This window comes from Nocardia sp. Marseille-Q1738 (assembly GCF_965283145.1).
On record NZ_CBDIMS010000005.1, the window covers coordinates 190,239 to 209,954 of the forward strand.

General features: G+C 67.9%; 14 protein-coding genes. 6 read left to right on the plus strand and 8 right to left on the minus strand.

Annotated features, from left to right (window positions below):
- Nucleotides 1-38: 38 nt before the first annotated feature.
- From ACWPXK_RS20395 to ACWPXK_RS20425, 7 genes are all read right to left on the minus strand, one after another.
- Nucleotides 39-224, minus strand: a complete 186-nt coding sequence (locus ACWPXK_RS20395) for a hypothetical protein (RefSeq protein ID WP_454197745.1) — start codon at nt 222-224, stop codon at nt 39-41.
- Nucleotides 225-268: 44 nt separating this feature from the next.
- Entirely contained in the window at nt 269-745 is a 477-nt protein-coding gene (locus tag ACWPXK_RS20400) for a DNA-directed RNA polymerase subunit beta (protein WP_454197746.1), read from the minus strand.
- Nucleotides 742-1,221 (minus strand): hypothetical protein, encoded by a 480-nt coding sequence (locus ACWPXK_RS20405; RefSeq protein ID WP_454197747.1) that lies wholly within the window; start codon nt 1,219-1,221, stop codon nt 742-744. Before ACWPXK_RS20405 ends, ACWPXK_RS20400 begins: the two co-directional genes overlap by 4 nt.
- 213 nt (nt 1,222-1,434) lie before the next feature.
- Nucleotides 1,435-2,670: a helix-turn-helix domain-containing protein gene (locus tag ACWPXK_RS20410; protein WP_454197748.1), complete on the minus strand. Its 1,236-nt coding sequence runs from the start codon at nt 2,668-2,670 to the stop codon at nt 1,435-1,437.
- 589 nt (nt 2,671-3,259) lie between these two features.
- Entirely contained in the window at nt 3,260-3,481 is a 222-nt protein-coding gene (locus tag ACWPXK_RS20415; protein ID WP_454197749.1) for a hypothetical protein, read from the minus strand.
- A 530-nt stretch (nt 3,482-4,011) separates the two neighbouring features.
- A complete protein-coding gene (locus ACWPXK_RS20420; RefSeq protein ID WP_454197750.1) occupies nt 4,012-5,241 on the minus strand; it encodes a helix-turn-helix domain-containing protein in 1,230 nt (409 codons plus the stop codon).
- Between the two features lie 116 nt (nt 5,242-5,357).
- Nucleotides 5,358-5,540: a hypothetical protein gene (locus tag ACWPXK_RS20425; RefSeq protein ID WP_454197751.1), complete on the minus strand. Its 183-nt coding sequence runs from the start codon at nt 5,538-5,540 to the stop codon at nt 5,358-5,360.
- Nucleotides 5,541-5,991: 451 nt separating this feature from the next.
- On the opposite strand from ACWPXK_RS20425, the gene ACWPXK_RS20430 reads away from it, so the two are divergent.
- On the plus strand, nt 5,992-7,329 hold the full coding sequence (locus tag ACWPXK_RS20430) for an outer membrane protein assembly factor BamB family protein (RefSeq protein ID WP_454197752.1): 1,338 nt from the start codon (nt 5,992-5,994) through the stop codon (nt 7,327-7,329).
- A gap of 44 nt (nt 7,330-7,373) precedes the next feature.
- Here the strand turns inward: ACWPXK_RS20430 and ACWPXK_RS20435 are convergent, their stop codons facing one another.
- Nucleotides 7,374-7,739: a hypothetical protein gene (locus ACWPXK_RS20435; protein WP_454197753.1), complete on the minus strand. Its 366-nt coding sequence runs from the start codon at nt 7,737-7,739 to the stop codon at nt 7,374-7,376.
- A gap of 539 nt (nt 7,740-8,278) precedes the next feature.
- Between ACWPXK_RS20435 and ACWPXK_RS20440 the strand changes: the two genes are divergently transcribed.
- From ACWPXK_RS20440 to ACWPXK_RS20460, 5 genes are all read left to right on the plus strand, one after another.
- On the plus strand, nt 8,279-9,211 hold the full coding sequence (locus ACWPXK_RS20440; protein WP_454197754.1) for a LysR family transcriptional regulator: 933 nt from the start codon (nt 8,279-8,281) through the stop codon (nt 9,209-9,211).
- Nucleotides 9,212-9,299: 88 nt separating this feature from the next.
- The gene (locus ACWPXK_RS20445) at nt 9,300-11,009 is read left to right on the plus strand and encodes an AMP-dependent synthetase/ligase (RefSeq protein WP_454197755.1); all 1,710 of its coding nucleotides are present in this window, start codon (nt 9,300-9,302) and stop codon (nt 11,007-11,009) included.
- 96 nt (nt 11,010-11,105) lie between these two features.
- Entirely contained in the window at nt 11,106-12,365 is a 1,260-nt protein-coding gene (locus ACWPXK_RS20450) for an NAD(P)/FAD-dependent oxidoreductase (RefSeq protein ID WP_454197756.1), read from the plus strand.
- Complete coding sequence (locus ACWPXK_RS20455; RefSeq protein ID WP_454197757.1) at nt 12,362-12,967, plus strand: SGNH/GDSL hydrolase family protein; 606 nt, start codon at nt 12,362-12,364, stop codon at nt 12,965-12,967. The genes ACWPXK_RS20450 and ACWPXK_RS20455 overlap by 4 nt, the downstream gene beginning before the upstream one ends.
- Before the next feature lie 29 nt (nt 12,968-12,996).
- Nucleotides 12,997-19,692, plus strand: coding sequence for an SDR family NAD(P)-dependent oxidoreductase (locus ACWPXK_RS20460; RefSeq protein ID WP_454197758.1), 6,696 nt, complete (start codon nt 12,997-12,999; stop codon nt 19,690-19,692).
- Nucleotides 19,693-19,716: the final 24 nt, after the last annotated feature.

Sequence of the window (19,716 nt, forward strand, 5' to 3'; positions counted from 1 at the left end):
GTTCGCTGAAATGACGCACACCGCGCTGTGCGCGCGGGTCATGGCTCGATGTAGAGGCGTTCGGTGGGCAGCCGGGGCAGTCCGGCCGTGTCGCCGAGGTGCACGGTCAAGGTGCCGGAGTGGTGTTTTCGCGCCGCCCACACCTGCACGAATACCAGTGCGGCGGTCAGGCACGCGGCGAAGTCCAGGCGTATGTCCTCGGCGAGGTCGATCGATAGACGCACGTCCGGTTCCTCTGGGCATGGCGATTCGCCGGGGCGCGGCCGGGTCATCCGCGGCCTCGTGCGGGCAGGCAGGCGCGGACCGTGTTCAGCAGTACGCGTGCCGAGGGCCGGTAGGTGTCGTGGGGTGCTTCGATCCAGGATCGGAATCCGGTCTGTTCGTCCAGCGGGGATGGCAATGCGATGATCCCGCCGCTGGTGATCATCTTCACCCGATGGCGGAAGAGTTCCGCGAGTACCTCCGGGGTGTCGGGCAAGTCGGGTCGCGCCAGGAATGTCCAGGTATGCGAACGCGGGTGCGCCACGATCGGGCCGAGGCTCTGGGCGCGTGTGCGGATCGCATCCACCACGGCTACACCGAGGGTTTCGGGCATGCAGATCGCGCACACGGAGTTACTTGCCCGCATGATGATCCGGTCCGGTTCGACCTCGGCCGCGAGATTGGCGACGCGCTTGTAGAACGCGACCCGCCCTGCCACAGACCCGATATCCAAGGGGCGCAGTCCGATTCCGGGCGCGCTCACCCCACTACCCCCGCCGATCGGTCCACCCCTGAAGGCCGCGGCGCGGTGGGGTATAGGCTGCGGCCGAGCATCACATGTCCGGGCATGATCACGCTGCACACTTGGGTGAGCACGGCCAGGACCGCTCCGCCCAGATGCGTCATCCCCGGAATGATCACCGCACCGGCCCGCGTGACGTGCACACGCTCGATCAACCCGAGCAGCGCACCCGAATCGATGTGCGACTCGATCGTGAGTATGTGCGGCAATAGGTAACCGTGGCGATTCGCCAGCGCGCGAATGACCTCCTCGTCTCGTGCCGTGTCGGCACCAGCGACCGCATCGCAGCGGAACCCGATCGCTCGCGCGGTCTCCCCATCTACCGCAGACCCTGCGATGGTGTCGACGGACTCGACGCGTAGAAACTTAGCGATTCGTTCCAGATCGGCGATCCCCGCCGAATACAAACTCCCACTATCGGTACCGCCATCGCTCATATTCATCCCCTGCGCCTCCCTGCCAGTGATGGGTAGGCACCCGACGCCGAGGGCTCCTGCACCCAGTCAGCGGCAGTACCTGCACAGCTGGAGGAAGGCCGCACCAAGCGCGCCGGGATGAGGAAACCGGCCGCTCACCCCGGCGTCGGGGCCGAACCCGACGTTATGAGCAGGGCCACAAAGGATTTGCCCTAGCAGGACAAACGGGGGAGATCAGTTCTTCGGCGCGAGTTCGGGAGCAATCCCCAGCCGCCATGCCAGGCCGCGCAGGTCACGTCCTCCGGCGTCGCGACGAGCCGAGCGTAGGACGTCGGCCACGGCTTCGCGGGCGAGTACATCGGCGTGGACACGTTGCGGTGCAAGGTGTTCAGCCCGCAGAAGTACTTGCACTCCTTTGTCGCGACTGACGGGATCGGTCAGCAATGCGCGGCCGACTTCCATGTAGAATTCGGCTTGCCGGGACTTGCTGGGGATTGTGGCCACGTTGACCCCGCGCGCGTTCTCGGCAACCTTCGCACCGTCTCCGAACTCCAGTCCGATGCACGCGCGCCAGATGCCCACGTTCGGTGTGCCGAACCACATCCGCCCGAAAGTCCCGGTCTCGGTGTCCATACGTGCGGCCAGTGCGGCGGCTTCGTTCAAGTGTGTTTCGGCGGTGGATCGGTCGCGCTGGACCGCTGATGCGAGCGCCGCCGACAGGTGCAGCATTCCGGACGTTTGGAGTACCTCGCCGTCGTCCAGGTGCGGGTTCAGTTCATCGATGCAGCGCACCGCACGGCGGTACTGCTCAGGACGCGACAGCCCACCCGTGGCATCACCCCGGAGCCAGGTGGTGAACCCGGCCCAAGCGGGGGATTCCAGCAGGGCGGCGCACTCCTGCGCGGCTTTGGCTGCCAGAAGCGGCAGGCCACGCCCGGCAAGCCGTTTGGTGACCCACATAGCCGAGGAGTAGCACATGATCATGCCGAGCAGTGCAGCGCGACGGTGTTCGGATGACCGGGCGTAGACCGCGTGTAACTCCGCCAGTAATTCCGGTACCACGCGGGCCTGTTCGGCGTAGTCGGCGCGTTGTTGGAGGTCGGCCAGTTGTTTCAGGTCGGCGTCGATTGTGGGCCAGTCGCGGACTGGGCCGCCCGGGTCTTCCCCGAGTTCGTAAACATCGAGCGCACGTTCGATCGCCACGACTCCGGCATGGGCGGATTCATTGCCGTCAGACGGTGAACCTGCTTGCCAGGGTGCGGGGTAGAACTCCGAAGGTGAGACGCGCAGTGCCCGCGCGAGCGCTTCGAGGGTGGCCCGATTGGATAGGGCTTGTTCCCCGCGCTCGAGCCGTCCGAGGTACCCGAAGCTGATTCCAGCCAGGCCCGCGACAACCTCGAGGCTCTGCCCGCGCCACGCGCGGATCTCACGCAGCCTGCGCCCGACTTCGTTCGGTGGAATGTCGTTCATCGCGTACTCCTCCGCCGATGATGGCTACCCACCTGCGACGGTACCCCGTTGGTTCTCGTCAGATGCGTGAGTGGCGAGGAAGGAAACTCAGGCCCAGGTCCTGACGTGTGATAATCCACAGAAGTAAGCGCAGTTGGTCCGCGAGTCAGCTGGAATGCAGCGTGAAGACCATCTGAAAGTCAGCGCGGCCCGGCGACACGACATGGCCGTTGGTGGCCTGGAATGCGCAGTTCATGACAAGTTTGTACTGCTTGTCGAGTTGGAGATTCGGCACCACCGAATGCCACCGATAGTCCGCCGGGATGGCGCTGTGGTTGTCCGAGTATCCGGTATTGCCCTCGACGTAGGCGCCGCAGGCCAGTGTTGCCCACGATGAGTCTCTGCACGGACGGCGAGAGCGTCAGCGACCAGATCAACCGATTGCCACCATCAGGTTGCTGACTCGCGTAAACGACATCTCCCGTGAACGTTCCGTGCTTGCCGTTGTACCTGTAGCTCTGGTCGCCGGGCCTGAAGTCGGCGTACCCGGGGACGGCGTTCGCTGGGCCCGCGGCGAGAACGCCCATAGCGACGGCTAGGGCGGCGAAGATCAGCTTTTTCGGTATACCGACTTTGCGCGACATGTGTATTCCCCCTGCGGTATCGGTTCGATCTCGACCTCGACCGGTAGTCCCTCGGCGATCGTGGTGATGTCCAGATCGCCACGAGCATCCGACAGGTGGAACCAGACAAGGGTGCTGTCGGCGTCATCGAGCTTGATCACGCCGGTACCGTTACGCGGCTTCCAGCGCCACACCGTGCCTGTCTGCATCCGTCGCTCCTTTCCTGTCGCGGCCTACTCGGTCGGTTTCATGATCCGGCAAAAGCGCCTTACGCCGAGGAGGATTCGCTACGTCTCGCCGAGCCTATGCCCCATCCGCCCTCGACCCGTTCCCGGCGCGCGAGCGTCAGCATGTTGCCGGTTCGGGGCCCTGGAGGATCATCTTCGCTCGCGCGGTTTCCCCCTCTACCGCAGACCGTGCGATGGTGTCGACGGACTCGGCGCGTAGCCACGTCGCGATTCGTTCCAGGTCGGCGATCCCCGCGAATACAAATTGCCTCTATCGGTACCGCCATCGCTCATATTCATCCCCTGCGCCTCCCTGCCAGTGATGGGTAGGCACCCGACGCCGAGGGCTCCTGCACCCAGTCAGCGGCAATACCTGCACAGCTGGAGGAAGGCCGCACCAAGCGCGCCGGGATGAGGAAACGGCCGCTCACCCCGGCGTCGGGGCCGAACCCGACGTTATGAGCAGGGCCACAAGGGATCTGTCCTCAAAGGACAGGTGTGGTGCACCCAGGTCAGTTGTTCCGCGTCAGGTCGGGTGCGATACCCAAACGCCACGCCAGACCCCGTAGATTCCGGCCCCCGGCATCGCGCCGCGCAATGCGCAGTTGATCGGCAACAGCTTCGCGAACGAAAAAGTCAGCGCGGACCTGTTGCGGCGCAATGTCTTCAGCCTTCAGCAGTAGGGCTAGTCCGGTCTCTCGGTGCTTGGGCTCCGCGAGGAGCGTCCGTCCGGCCTCGGCGTAGTAGTTGGCACGACGAGAGGGCGACGGGATGGAATCGATGGGCAGGTCTCGCGCCAACTCCACAGCCTGCACGCCATCGCCGAGTTCCATGCCGATAGAAGAGCGCCATATCCTGACATTGGTCCGGCCGAACCACAGTCGGCCGAAGCTACCGATTTCCTCGTCCATCCGCGCCGCGACTGCTTCGGCCTCTGCCAGGTGAGTGTTCGCCGTGTCCCGGTCCGACTGCACCGCGCCCGCGAGCGCGGCGGACAAGTGAAGCATCCCGTATGCCTGCAAGGCTGCGGAATCATCGAGATGTGGCGTCAGCCGATCGGCCGTGTGTACGGCGCGGGTGTACTGCTGCGAACGCGATATCGAGCCTGCGATGGTGCCGCGCAGCCACACCGTGAACCCTATCCATGCGGGCGACTCGAGTTCTTCCGCGCAGGCGTTCGCAGCCTTGACGATCATGATCGGCAAGCCTCGGACGCCGAGCCGCTTGGTTGTGTTCGCCAACGCGTAGTAGCAGCGGATGATGCCTACCAGAACCTCTCGCCTCCACTGCGGGCGTCGGACATACGCCGCGTGCAACTCGGTGAGCAGCTGCGGAGCCAACGCGCAAGCAGCCGCGTAGTCGGTGGACTCGCGAACGACCTCCAGAGTGGCCAGCTCGGCGGCGATCTCAGACCATTCACGTATCTCTGTTCCAGGGTCAGTGCCGAGTTCGCAGACCTCCAGGGCGTTTTCGACCGCGATCAGTCCGGCGTATGCCTCGGCACCCGGCCCGTCGGTGACCTCCCACGGTTGGCCATTGAACTCCGACGGCGACACCTTCAGAGCACGTGCCAGCGCCTCGAGCGTGGCGCGATTGGATAGCGGTTGTTCTCCGCGTTCAAGGCGGCCCAGGTATCCGTAACTGATTCCAGCCAGGCCCGCGACAACCTCGAGGCTTTGCCCACGCCACGCACGGATCTCACGCAGTCTGCGCCCGACTTCGTTCGGTGGAATGTCGTTCATGGCGTACTCCTCCGCCGATGATGGCTACCCACCTGCGACGGTACCCCCGTTGGTTCTGAGCTGTTGTCGGCCGTCCAACGGATGCATCCAGGATGGTCACACGGCGCGCCGCGACCTCATCCCCGATTGCGGAGGTGGCGCGCTATCTCCGCTTCGACCTGCTGGGCGTGTGCTCTCGGATAGTTCTTGGCGATGTCCCGCGCCGCTTGGGCGATGTCGGCTTGGGCAACGTTCGCCGCCAACCCGGCCGCGATCAAGAGCGACTTGGCCGCCTCTTTGATATCGATGTCCAAACTCATGTGAACCTCGCTCCACTGTGCGGTGAGAGATGTTGTCGCACATCGAACGGCCGAAGATTCGGGAACTGCGCCGAATGACCGGAACCGCACTCGATGTGCTTTCCCGATCAGCTTCGCAGCGTCGCCGTGTGGTGTCTGTCCGCTGAACGCTGGATACACCGACGGTCGGACCGGCGCTGCCGAAGGTGACATCGCGACCGGCCGGGCCGCTCATGCCTGCCTGATGATCGGTCCGCCGAGTTGGTGACAGTGGGGGTCGTGCTGTGCAGGTCGTGGCGTGGTGCCGAATTCCCAGGACTGGCCAGCTCGTTCCCCGAATGTCGTTGCCCCTCGCTAACCTTCGTCGCGTTCTGATCCGACCGAAACGACGAGGGCAGCTATGGCGAGCGGGGACGACACGTGTCTGGAAGCTGATCGGGGAAGGCGCGGGATCTGGATCACGGTGCTGATCGTGGCTGTGGTGGCGGGTATCGCTGCGGTCGTGTGGGTGAACCGATCGCCAGAGGAGCCGAAGGAGGTATCCGCGGCTTACGGCGAGTTCCTCATTTCGGCCCGGCTCGACTCCACTCCGGCGCCACAGTGGACATTGCGCGCTGCCGACTTGTCCGACGAGCCTGGTGCGGTCTTGCTGGCAGCGCCGCAGACGCTGCACCGCTACTACGGCTACGGGGCGCCGATGGACGCCGGGACGACGATCGTCGCGGCAACCGCGGTTCCCGGCGCGCCGGGGCCGGGCGAAAATGCTGGACTGACCGTGGGACCGGTGCGGATGCACGGCATCGATCCGGACACCGGCCGGGTGCGATGGACGAACGATGCCGGCGAACTCCGCGGCTGCCGTGAGCAGGTATTCGACGGACAGCTCGCCTGCCACGCCACGCATCGAGTGCTGATCATCGACGCTGCGACGGGCGCGGTGCTCGGGGACCATACGACGGACTTCGAGGTCATGGACGTGACGGTGCGGGACGGCGTCGTTTCGGTTACCGGCCGAACCCCGGACTGGATGACCGCCGTCGTCACCCGAGGGACCATTTCCGATATCGACGCGACCTGGCGGCGGACGTATCCGACACCTGTTCCCGGCGACCCGGTCACTCCCAGGATCGCGCGGGACTACTTCCTGGACGGGCACGACCATGGCGTTCGCGTCTACGATCTGCGCACCGGCGACCCGCTGTTCACCGGACCCGTTGCCTACACCTTCGACGGCGGCATTGTCGCCTCACAGGTGTTCGAACGCGGCTGGAGCGCGGGAAGGGTCACGCTGCTCGATCGCAATGGCCACCCGATCACCGAGGTCGGCAACGCCAGCTTCCTCCTCGAGTGGTACCCGACTGCGACCGCGACGCCGCCACCGATCCTCACCGGCGAGAGTGCCTACGAGCGAACGACAGGCCGAATCCTCTGGACCAATCCGCAGATCGGCATCGACGAGTACACCGGACGCATGAGCGCGATCGAAGGAGTAGTGGGTAACACCGTGATCGTCCGATCGCTCGATGGATCAGAGCTGGCCGGCCTCGATCTCACCGACGGGCACCGAATCTGGCAGCAGCCGACGCCGTTCTCGGACACGTCACGCTACGACGGCATAACCGACGCAAGCCATCTCATCCTGACCGACGGCACGACCGTGCACGCGATCGACGCCGGTGACGGTTCGACGGTCTGGTCGATGCCGTTACCGCCCAGTGGTGATCCCAGATTGCGCTCGGCGGTGAAGGCAATGGGTGGCACCATGGTCACTGTGACCGCGCATGAGTTCACCGGATACGCTGCGGCTTAATGCAGTAACGGGATCTCAGGGGCGCAGTCCGATTCCGGGCGCACTCACCCGAGGCATCCCTCCGATCGGTCCACCCCCGAAGGCTGTGGCGCGGTGGGGTATAGGCTGCGGCCGAGTATGACATGTCCGGGCATGATCACGCTGCACGTCTGGGTGAGTGCGGCCGGGGCCGCTCCGCCCAGATGCGCCATTCCCGGAACGATCACCGCACCGGCCCGCGTGACGTGCACACGCTCGATCAACCCGAGCAGCGCACCTGAATCGAACTGCGACTCGATCGTGAGTATGTGCGGCAATAGGTAACCGTGGCGATTCGCCAGCGCGCGAATGACCTCCTCGTCTCGTGCCGTGTCGGCGCCCGCGACCGCATCGCAGCGGAACCCGATCGCTCGCGCGGTCTCCGTGTCCATTGCAGACCCTGCCGAGGTGTCGACGGACTCGGCGCGTAGAAACTCAGCGATTCGTTCCAGATCGGCGATCCCCGCCGAATACAAACTGCCTCTATCGGTACCGCCATCGTTCACATGCATCCCCTGCGCCTCCCTGCCTGTCATGGTGTGGCACCCGACGCCGGGGGCTCCTGCACCCAGTCAGCGGCAGTACCTGCGTAACTGGAGGAGGGCCGCACCAAGCGCGCCGGGATGAGGAAACCGGCCGCTCACCCCGGCGTCGGGGCCGATGTCAGCGTCACAGGATCAGGGGGTGTCGACAATGGCATTCCCCGCGAAGTGCAGGTGGAAGTGTCAGCAGTGGCAGCGTAAGGCTGAACTTGCTCCGCGGCATGGTTTCGGGCATCCTGGATGGTCACGGGCGCGAATAGCACACCGCTCTCCTTCTCGGGTCCGGTTCACCCATCCGCTACGGTCCCAGCACTGTTTGTCCGGGCGTGGTTCATCCTCGGTTACCTAGTGCCGCTACCGTTTGGGTACGCGGAAAAGGAGCCGGCGGCATGGAGTTCCGACATCTGGTTTCGTTCATCACAATCGCCGAAGAGCTGCATTTCGGCCGCGCAGCGCAGCGCTTGCACCTCACGCAGCCCAGTCTCAGTGCCCAGCTGCAGAAGCTGGAGAAATCGCTCGGCGTGCAACTGGTCGCACGCAACTCGCACGAGGTCAAGCTGACCCCGGCGGGCCGGGAGTTCGAGAGTCAGGCCCGGCTCATCGTGGCGCAGCTCGACCGCGCGGCCCAGGCCGCGAAGGCGACCGCCGAAGGGCGGGCGGGCACCCTCAATATCGGCTACAACCTTCCGGCCAGCAGGCATGTGCTGCCGGAGGCGCTCACCAGGATGACCGAACGGCACCCCGACATCGTGGTGTCGCTGTGGGAGAAGCGCACCGGCCCGCAGCTGGCCGCGCTCGGCGACGGGTCATTGGATCTGGCTCTGGTGTACGGCCATCCGAGCACCACCGACTTCCGGTACCGGCGGCTGCTGCACCGCGTGCCGCTGGTCGCCGTGGTCGGGCGCAGGCACCGATGGGCCGATCGGCCCGGCGTCCCGTTCGCCGAACTGGAAGGCCAGGACTGCGTGCTGTTCGCCCGCGAGCAGTGTCCGGCCATGTACGACTCGATCTTCCGGGCGGCGGCGGACACCAGGATCTCGCTCGCGATCACGCACACCGCCGACGATCCCGGTGCGACCGCGCACATGGTCTCCGTTCGTCCGCTGGTCGGGTTCGCCTCGCTGCCGCGCGCGATTTCGATGGGCATGGGCGGACCGGGGAGCGCTTCGGTCGCGGTGAAACTGTTCGATCCGGTGCCGACCCTCGATTTGTACGCGGTGTGGCGTGCGGACGAGTCGAATCCGGCCGTCCGCTTTTTCTTGGACTGCCTCGATTCCCCGGAAGCGGCGCATATCGATATTGTCCGCGCGGTGTCGGCCTGACCACGTCGATAGGCGATGACATTCGCGCGGTAGGAACCGCGATATCGACAGACCTGTAATTCGATGTCGGCGAGCAGAATTCGACATTGTGAACACAGTGTCTGTCACCGCGGTCTCGGTCAGTGAAAATGGATACGATCTTTCGGACACCGCGAGTTTGTACTCGGTGATTTCCGGCGCCGCCGCCGACCACCCGGATCGGCTTTCGCTGTGCGATGCCGACGGAACGCAACTCACCACTGCCGAGGTCGATCGCCGAGCCAGGGCGCTCGCCTCGGCGCTGGCCGCGCGCGGCGTCGCGGCGGGCGATCGGGTCGCCGTGCTCGGCCGCACGAACCTCGCCTGGGCGCTGCTGGATTGCGCGCTGCTGGCCCTGGGCGCGGTGGTGGTGCCGGTGTACCCCACCTCCTCGCACAGTCAGATCGAGCACATCCTGCGCGACAGCGGCAGCACGTACTTCGCCGCCGAGAGCACCGAAGACGCCGAACGGCTGCGCGCGGCGGGTGCGACCGCGGCGCGCTGTTCGGGGGAGGTCTGGACCTTCGAGCAGATCGCGGAATGGTCTGCGGGAGAGGTCGATCCGGCACTGGACGCCCGCATCGCCGCCGTTCAGGCGAACGACCTGGCGATGATCGTGTACACCAGCGGCACCACGGGCGTGTCCAAAGGTTGCCTGATCACCCACCGCAACATGTTCGTGTCCTCGGCCAACACGGTGCGCCAGACCGGCGACGTATTCGACGGCACCACCGTGCTGGCGCTGCCGCTGTCGCACGTGTTCGGCCAGACGATCCTGTTCGCCTGCCTGTTCGGCGGCAGCCGCACCCACCTGCTGCCCGGCATACCGGACCTGGTGCCCGTGCTGCCGACGCTGAAGCCGACCTTCCTGGCCATGATTCCCTACGGTCTGGAGAAGATTCGCAAGTATTGCCGCACCCTGCTCAGCGAGGCCGAGGAGCGGGAAGCGGTCGAGCGCGGTCTCGACCTGATGCGCGCGCGGAAGACACCGGACCCCGTGACGCACCCGGTGGCGTCCGCGCTCGGCGGCGAGCTCAGGTACGTCATCTCCGGCGGCGCCTCGCTGGACGACTCGACCGTCGGGTTCTACGCGGCTTTCGGTGTGGTGCTGCTGAACTGCTACGGGCTCACCGAAGCCGCCACCGCCGTGACGGTCAGCGCGCCGGAGACCAACCGGCTCGGCACGGTCGGCAAGCCGATCCCGGGCACGTCGGTGGCCATCGCCGACGAAGACGGCGAGGTGCTGGTCGGTGGTCCGCACGTGTCGCCGGGTTACTGGGGCGCGGCCGCCGACCAGTCGCCGGTTGACGCGGAAGGCTGGCTGCACACCGGCGACATCGGGGAACTCGACGACGACGGCTTCCTGCGGATCACCGGACGCAAGAAGGAGATCCTGGTGACTTCCGGCGGCAAGAACGTCGCGCCGACACCGCTGGAGGATCGCATCCGGCTGCATCCCTTGGTGTCCAACTGCATGGTGCTCGGCGACGGCCGCGATTTCGTCGCCGCCCTGGTCACCCTCGACCCGGTACAGCTGGAGCGCTGGCGTGCCGCCGAGCCGGACGGTGATCTCACCGCCGCCGTCCGATCCGCCATCGACGATGCGAATTCTCTGGTCTCCCGCGCGGAATCGATTCGAGCATTCCGGATCGTGGACGGTGATTTCACGGTCGAAGAAGGATTGTCGACTTCGTCACGAAAACTGCGCCGCGCCGCGATCGCCGAGGCATATGCGGCGGATATCGAACTGCTGTATTCGGCGCCGCGACCCGCACGATAGCCGCGGCCGATCGGCCGATGAATGACGGCCCGCCGCGGTGGTTGTCCGCGCTCGGCGGCCACAGACTCGAAATCGGAATTCGACTACCGGAAAGTGATGCGAACAATGTACGACGTCATCGTTGTCGGAACCCGGGTGGCGGGCTCCCCCCTGGCCATGCTGCTCGCCAGGAAGGGTTACCAGGTACTCGCCGTCGACCGCGCGAGCTTCCCCAGCGACACCCCGTCGACCCACTACATCCACCAGGCCGGGCTCGGCTTCCTGAAGTCCTGGGGCCTGCTGGACGAGGTCGTCGCCTCCGGGTGCCCGCCGATCCGGCACCTGAACTTCTCCTACACCGACATCGTCATCAACGGCATGGCCGATCCGTCCGCCGACGGCATCGACACCGTCTACTGCCCGCGCCGCACGGTGCTGGACAAGATCCTGGTCGAGGCCGCGGGCAACGCCGGTGTCGAGGTCATCCAGGGATTCACGGTCTCCGAGCTGGTGTTCGACGGCGACCGTGTGGTGGGCATCCGGGGCAAGGTCGGCGAGGGCGCCGAGCAGGAGTTCCGCGCGAAGCTGGTGGTCGGCGCCGACGGCTCGAACTCGACGGTGGCCAAGGCGGTCGGCGCGCAGGAGTACGAGGGCTCGCCCGCGGCGTGCTTCGTCTACTACTCCTACTACGAGGGCGTGGACTGGGGCATGCACCACCGCACCGGTTTCGGGGAGCAGCAGTTCGCCTCCTGGCCGACCAACGACGGGCTCGCGCTGGTCGCGGTCATGCGCAAGCGGGACCGGTTCCGCGAGTTCCGCGCCGACCCGGACGCCGGCGTGCAGGAGATCGTCGAGCAGATCGACCCGGAAATCGGCGCGCGCCTGCGCGAGACCGGCAAGCGGGTGGAGCAGTTCCGCCCGATGCTGTACCCGGACAACTACCGCCGCCAGTCCTACGGTCCCGGCTGGGCGCTGGTCGGCGACGCCGCCTACCACAAGGACCCGTTCACCGGCTGGGGTATCACCGACGCGTTCAAGTACGCCCAGTTGCTGGCTGATCTCGTGGATGAAGGTTTGTCCGGCGCCCGCCCGATGGACGAGGCGATGGCCGAGTACCAGCGCGAGCGCGACGCGCAGAGCGCGAGCACTTACGAACTGACCCAGAGCATTTCGGAGCTCTCGCTGACCCCGTACTACGACTCGGTGTTCCGCGCGACCTCGATGGACGCCGACTACACCAAGCACTTCTTCGGGCTGATCGCCGGAATCTACTCGCCGGACAAGTACTTCGGCGAGGAGGAGCTGGCCGCGCTGTACGAGAAGGTGAACTTCCCCACGGCGGCCCGGCACGTCACGAAGCACGGAGTCACCGCATGAGTGCCCCTGTCTTGACCGCGCTGGGTGACAGCTTCGTCGAAGGGCGCGGCGACGCCGCGCCCGGCGGCGGCTACCGCGGCTGGGTGCCGCGTCTCGGCGGCCAGCTCGGCCTGCGTCCCGCGGCGGTGCGCAACTTCGGCGAGCACGGCGCCACGACCTCCGCCGTGCTGAAAAGCCAACTGGGCGAGGCAGTTTCGGTCAGGTCCAGCCTCTACGGCGTGGTGGTCGGGGTGAACGACCTGGTGAGCGAATTCGACGCGGATCGGTTCGCGCGCAATGTCGCCGAACTGTTCGGCGCGCTGGGCGCGGGCGGAGCGACGGTCTTCACCGCCAGCTACCCCGACATACCGGCCCGCCTGCCGGTGCCGGACGGTTTCCGCGCACTGCTGCGCGAACGGTTCGCCTTCGCCAACGCGGTGCTCGCCGACGTCGTCGCCGACACCGGCACGCTGCTGCTCGATATCGCCGCCCAGCCCGAATGGGAACGGCCGGAGGTGTGGACCGCCGACGGCCTGCACCCGAGCTCGCTCGGCCACCGCATGTTCGCGGCGGGTGTGGCCGAGCTGATCGCGTCGAGCACGGCGACCACCGTCGCCGCTTGATCTTCCACCCCGGTTCGAGAGGAAATTTCGTGACAGACGACAGACGCCTGGCGCGCAACCCGATCGCCATCGTCGGGATGTCCGGGCTGCTGCCCAACGCGCACAACCATCGAGAGTACTGGCAGAACATCGTCGACGGCGTGGACTGCACCACCGAGGTCCCCGCGTCGCGCTGGAGCATCGACGACTACTTCGACCCGGACCCCGCGGCGCCGGACAAGACCTACTCGCGCCGGGGCGCGTTTCTGCCCGACATCGAGTTCGACCCGCTGGAATTCGGGCTGCCGCCCAATCAGCTCGAGGTCACCAGCACCATGCAGACGCTCAGCCTCGGCGTCGCGCGTGATCTGCTGCGCGACGCGGGCGCGGTGGATTCCGCCTGGTACGACGCGAGTCGCACCGGTGTCGTGCTCGGCACCACCGGCCCGGTGCCGCTCATGCATCCCCTGGCGGCGCGGCTGTCCACGCCGGTGCTGAAAGAGGCGGCGCGCTCCGTGGGTCTGTCCGACACCGACGCCGACGCCATCGCCGACCGGTTCGTCGCGGCGTTCGCGCCGTGGGAGGCCAACTCGTTCCCGGGGCTGCTGGCCAACATCACCGCGGGCCGGGTGGCCAACCGTCTCGGCCTCGGCGGCATCAACTGCACCGTCGACGCGGCCTGCGCGGCATCGCTGGCCGCGCTGCGCACCGCCATCGCCGAACTCCAGGACGGCCGGGCGGACATGATGATCACCGGCGGTGTGGACACCGAGAACACCATCTTCATCTATATGTGCTTCAGCAAGGTCGGCGCGCTGTCCTCGAGCGGGCGGATCAGCCCGTTCTCCGCGGAAGCCAACGGCACGCTGCTCGGCGAGGGCATCACCATGCTCGCGCTGCGCAGGCTGGAAGACGCACGCCGCGACGGCAACCGGATCTACGCCGTCATCCGCGGCCTGGGTTCTTCCAGCGACGGTCGCGCCAAGAGCATCTACGCCCCGCGCGCGGGCGGGCAGCGCGTCGCGCTGGACCGGGCCTACGCCGACGCCGAGATCTCGCCCGCCGACGTCGCGCTCATCGAGGCGCACGCCACCGGCACACCCGTCGGCGACAAGACCGAGCTCACCGCGCTCAAGGAACTGCTCACCGACGCGACCTCGGAGACCACGTTCGCCGCGCTGGGCAGCGTGAAGTCGCAGATCGGGCACACCAAGGGCGCCGCGGGCACCGCGAGCCTGATGAAACTGGCGCTGGCGCTGCACCAGAAGGTGCTGCCCGGCACCATCAACGTGACCGCGCCCAACGCCGAGATCGCCGCCGCGGACGCGCCGTACTACGTGAACACGCGGACCCGGCCCTGGATCCGCGACCCGCAGCGCCCGGTGCGCCGGGCCGCGGCCTCGGCATTCGGCTTCGGCGGCACCAACTTTCACGTCGTGCTCGAGGAGGCGGACGCCGATCGGGGCGCACATCCGGTGCTGCACCGGACGGCACGCGCGCACCTGTGGCACGCCCCGGACGTCGCGGGTCTGATCGACGCGGTGCGCAGTGTGGCGCCCAGCGACGGCGGCGACATCCCGGAGCAGCACGCGCGCATCGGATTCGTGTCGGTCGACGAGGAGAACGCCGCGCACCTGCGATCGCTCGCGGTGGATGAACTCGTCCGCAACCCCGAGGCGACGGCCTGGGATCACCCCGAAGGCGTGTACTTCCGCGCGGCCGCTCTCCCTGATCGCAAGGTCGGCGCGCTGTTCGCCGGGCAGGGCAGCCAGTACGTCGACATGGGTCTGGAGGCGGCGCTGAACAATCCGGCCGTCGGTGCGGCGTTCGACGCGGCCAATGATGCCTTCGCCGGCGCATCCGTGCGGCTGTCGTCGGTGGTCTTCCCGCCGCCCGCCTTCGACGACGCCGTGGCGGCGGAACAGGAAGAGACGCTGCGCCGCACCGAATTCGCCCAGCCCGCGATCGGCGCGCTGTCGGCGGGGCAGTTCACGGCGTTGTCGGAATACGGCTTCCGCGCCGACGGCTATCTCGGGCACAGCTTCGGTGAGCTGACCGCGCTGTGGGCTTCCGGCGCGCTGGCCACCGCGGACTTCTACGCGCTGGCCCGGGCGCGGGGTGTGGCCATGACGCCGGAGGAGGGGGTCGAGGCGGGCACCATGGTGGCGCTCGGCGCCTCCAGGCAGACCGCGGAGGAACTGCTCGACGGCGTCGACGACGTGTGGATCTGCAATCACAACGCGCCCGACCAGATCGTCGTCGGCGGTGGACCGGAGGGGATCGCCGCCGTCGTCGCCCGCTGCGAGGAGCGTGGGGTGGCCACTCGCGCGCTGCCGGTCTCCGGGGCATTCCACACGCCCTATGTCGCCCACGCCACCGCGGCGTTCGCGCCCGCGGTCGCCGAGGTGCACATCGGTGCGCCGGACGCGCCGGTCTTCGCCAATACGCCCGGCGCGCGCTACAGCGGCGATGTCGCGGCCAACCGGGCCGTGCTGACCGAACAGCTCGGCAAACCGGTCGAATTCGTCGCCGCGCTCACCGCGATGCGCGACGCGGGCTGCACCGTGTTCGTGGAGTTCGGGCCGAAGCAGGTGCTGACCTCGCTGGTGCGGCGCACCCTCGGCGACGACGTCGTCGTCATCGCCACCGATTCCGGCCCGATCGGCGACAGCGATCTCGCCGTGACCCGCGCGGCGGTGCGCCTGGCCGTGCTCGGCTTCGGCCTGCACGGCATCAACCGCCACGCCGCCCCCGCGCCGGAGGCCGAGGTCTCCGGCCGCGCGATGACGGTGACGCTGTCGGCCCCCGAATACGTGCCCGACACCCGTCGCGCCGCCTACGCGGCCGCGCTCGACGACGAATACCGGCTCAGCGTCCTCGCGGCTTCCGCCGCTCCGGTCGACAGCGTGGTCGATCGCCAGCCCGCCGCCGAGAACCCGGTCGGGCCCACCGCTTTCACCGCAGCATCGGAGACCCCCGTGTATCCCACACCGCAGCCCGGCGACGCCGGTTCGGACGCGCTGGAGAGCGCGCTCGTGCAGCATCTGCACACCCACCGCCAGTTCTTGGACGGCCAGCTGGACATGGCCCGCGGCCTGGCCGGCGCGCTCGGCGACGGCAGGCTCGACGCCGCCACGGTGCGTGCCATCGAGGCGGTCAAGGAGCACGGCGTCGCGATCAGCCAGAGCCATGCGCGAGCAAGCGAAGTGCTCGCCCAACTGGTGGAGCTGGAGAGCGGGTTCGCGCCGGTACCGCGTGTCTCGACGCAGGTCGCCCGTCCGGCCGTACCGGCGCCGCGCGCGGCGATCGAACCCGCACCGGTGCGCCGCCCGCTCGCCACCGCCATGGTCGTCGATGACCACCGTGCCGCGCCTGCGCCGGAAACCCCTGCGGCGCCGTCGATTCCGGAAGCCACCACAAACGGACACGTCATCGGCGGCTCCGTCGAAGCGTCCGTCGGCCAGGTGTCGGGCGAGGCGGTGCGGCAGGTGCTGCTCGAGGTCGTCGCGGAGAAGACGGGCTATCCGGTCGAGATGGTCGATCCGTCGATGGATCTGGAAGCCGACCTGGGCGTCGACTCGATCAAGCGGGTGCAGGTCATCGGCGCGCTGCAAGAACGGTTCCCGCACCTGCCGAACCTCGGCCCGGAGCAGCTGGGCACCCTGCGGACGCTGGATCAGATCGCCGATCTGCTCGGCGCCACCGGTGGTGCGCCGACTGGTGGCTCGTCCGGCGAAACGGCTGCCGCGTCGAAGGCTGCCCAGGCAAGCTCAGCTGCCGCCGACGGTCACTTGTCGAGTGACGCGTTGCGGCGGGCATTGCGGGAGGTGGTCGCGGAGAAGACGGGCTATCCGGTCGAGATGGTCGATCCGTCGATGGATCTGGAGGCCGACCTGGGTGTGGATTCGATCAAGCGGGTGCAGGTGATCGGCGCTGTGCAGGAACGGTTTCCGCACCTGCCGAGCCTGGGTCCGGAGCAGTTGGGCACGGTGCGGACGCTCGATCAGATCATCGACCTGCTCGGCGACGGCGCGCCCACGGCCACTCCCGATCCCGCGGCCGACGATCCTGCCGCAGCCGAGGTCTCCGGGGAGGCGTTGCGGCGAGCGCTGCTCGCGGTCGTCGCGGAGAAGACCGGCTACCCCGTCGAAATGGTGGATCCGTCGATGGATCTGGAGGCCGATCTCGGTGTGGATTCGATCAAGCGGGTGCAGGTGATCGGCGCACTCCAGGAGCGCTTTCCGCAGCTACCCAGCCTGGGTCCGGAGCAACTGGGCACGCTACGCACGCTGGATCAGATCGTGGTGGAACTCGCCGGGGGTGATGTCCACCCAAAAGCTGAGGCCGCGGCGGGTGCGCCGCGGCATGCCGTCGAACTGGTCGCCCTGCCCGCGCTGGATCGGGCGGTCGCGCCGTACCGCGCAGGGGCGCGAGCCGTACTCGTCGACCTGACCGGGGAACTGGATGCCGACCGGGCCGCGCTCGAGTCGGCGCTGGGAGGACTCGGCTGGACGGTACGCCACGCGAATTCGGTCGACGACTTCGACGCCGAAGGCGAACCGGTCGACGTGTGCGTCGTCTTGGTCGGCGGGTCCGCCGACTGGGTGGCGGCTAGGCGGTATCTGACCGACTGCATCCTCCTGGCCGGTCGCGCTGTGCCGCTGCTGCGCCGCGCGCCGGGTCCGGCGGCGTTCGTGACGGTGACGCGACTCGACGGCGGACTCGGCCTGCTGGGCGGCGCCGAGCCGGTGCACACCTTGCTCGGCGGCGTCGGGGGCGTGGTGAAAACGCTTGCGGCCGAAGAGGCCGAGCTCTACTGCCGGGCGCTGGACATCGACCCGGCGTGCACCGCGCGGCGGCTGGCCGAGTTGGTGACGGCCGAGCTGTTCGACCCGGCCCGTGACACCCTCGAGGTCGGCATCGACGCGGCGGGTACGCGCAGCACACCGGTACCCAGCCGGTATGGGTCCGCGCGCTCGGTCACGGTGGTGCGTCCCGGCACCGAGCAGGAGCCGACGGTGCTCACCGCCGACGACGTACTGCTGGTCACCGGCGGCGCGCGCGGTGTCACCGCCACCTGCGTCCTGGCGCTCGCCGCGCGGAGCGAGGCACGTTTCGTGCTCCTCGGCCGATCCGAACTCGGCACCGAACCCGACTGGGCGGCTGGAGTTCCCGACGCGGAGCTCAAGCCCGCCGCGGTGCGCGCGCTGGCCGGTACCGGCGCGACACCACGCGACGTCGAGCGTGCCGTGTCCGGTGTCCGCGCCACGCGCGAGATCCAGCAGACGCTGGCGGCCCTCGGGTCGCGTGCCGCTTATCTCACCGTCGACGCAACCGATGAGAAGGCAGTCGCAGCGGCCATCGCCCCGTGGCGGGACACGATCACCGGCGTCGTGCACGGGGCCGGGGTGCTGGCCGACTCCATGATCACGGACAAGACCGCGGAATCCGTCGCCCGGGTGCTCGATCCCAAGATCGGCGGACTCGCCGCGGTGCTCGGCGCGGTCGGTGATCTACGGCATCTGGTGCTGTTCACCTCGGTGGCCGGGCTGTTCGGCAATGCCGGTCAGGCCGACTACGCGGCCGCGAACGAAGCGCTCTCGCGATTCGCGGTGAGCTGGCGGCGCCACCACCCGCAGTGCCATGTCACCGCGATCGACTGGGGTGCGTGGGACGGCGGCATGGTGACTCCCGCGCTCCGGGAACACTTCCGCGCCCGCGGCGTGGAGCTGCTCGACCCGCAGGTCGGTGCGGCGGCGTTCACGGAGCAATTCACCACCGCCCGCGCCGACGACACGATCGTGCTGATCGGACCTGCGAAGTCGCTGTCGGGCACCGCGGGCATCGGTACGGCGACCGTGCGGGCCCGGCGAACGATCACCGGGATCACCGAGGATCCGATCATCGCTGCGCACCGGATCGGCGAGCACGTCGTCCTGCCCGCCACCTTCGGTCTCGGCGCCATGGTCAACGTCGCCGAACGCGCCCTGCCGGGATGGACGGTGGTCGGCGTCCGGGATTTCCAGGTGCTGAAGGGGATCGTGTTCGACCATCCGGTCGATGAGCTCGAGCTCGAACTGGTCCCGGGGGAGGTGGCGACCGCGGCGCTGCGCGGGAACAACGCGGTTCACCGGTCGGTCGGCGAACTCGAGCTCGGATCGTCGCGGAGGGAGGCGATGGCAGTCCATGCGGTGGTGCGCGGGGCCGATGCGGTCCACTTCCGCGCGACGCTCCTGCTCGCCGATGCGGCGGACCGGCCGCCGCACCAGCCGATTCCCGCCGGCTCACCCGATGACACGGATATCTACTGCGACGCCATCCAGTTCCACGCGCCCGCCCTGCAAGGGCTGCGCCGGATTCGGGCCGTCACCGACGACGCGATCGTCTTCGACTGCGAACTCCCCGCCGCCACAGTGGCGGGCGGCGCGTACGCGGGACGGTTGCACGATCCGGTCCTGGCCGACCTGATCCTGCAGGGACCGCCGGTGCTCGGCTACCGGCTGCTCGGTAGCGCCTGCCTGCCCCTCGGCGTCGGACAGGTCGACTACTACCGGCCGCTGCCCATGGACGAGCCTTTCCTGCTCACCGTGGACAACCCGCGGCCCGGTCGTTTCGACGCCAGGATCGACGCCACCGCCACGACGGTGGACGGCACGGTGCTGCAACGGTTCTCCGACGTCACCGTGGTGACGACACCTGATCTGACGGAAAAGTTCCAGACCTCGGTGAGGCGGTGGATGGCATGACGACGCTGGAGTTCGACGGTGTTC

Coding starts and splice junctions, on each gene's coding strand:
- ACWPXK_RS20415 (WP_454197749.1), bottom strand. CDS start 3,481: ATGCAGACAGGCACGGTGTGGCGCTGGAAGCCGCGTAACGGTACCGGC.
- ACWPXK_RS20420 (WP_454197750.1), bottom strand. CDS start 5,241: ATGAACGACATTCCACCGAACGAAGTCGGGCGCAGACTGCGTGAGATC.
- ACWPXK_RS20410 (WP_454197748.1), bottom strand. CDS start 2,670: ATGAACGACATTCCACCGAACGAAGTCGGGCGCAGGCTGCGTGAGATC.
- ACWPXK_RS20425 (WP_454197751.1), bottom strand. CDS start 5,540: ATGAGTTTGGACATCGATATCAAAGAGGCGGCCAAGTCGCTCTTGATC.
- ACWPXK_RS20440 (WP_454197754.1), top strand. CDS start 8,279: ATGGAGTTCCGACATCTGGTTTCGTTCATCACAATCGCCGAAGAGCTG.
- ACWPXK_RS20435 (WP_454197753.1), bottom strand. CDS start 7,739: ATGGACACGGAGACCGCGCGAGCGATCGGGTTCCGCTGCGATGCGGTC.
- ACWPXK_RS20455 (WP_454197757.1), top strand. CDS start 12,362: ATGAGTGCCCCTGTCTTGACCGCGCTGGGTGACAGCTTCGTCGAAGGG.
- ACWPXK_RS20450 (WP_454197756.1), top strand. CDS start 11,106: ATGCGAACAATGTACGACGTCATCGTTGTCGGAACCCGGGTGGCGGGC.
- ACWPXK_RS20405 (WP_454197747.1), bottom strand. CDS start 1,221: ATGAGCGATGGCGGTACCGATAGTGGGAGTTTGTATTCGGCGGGGATC.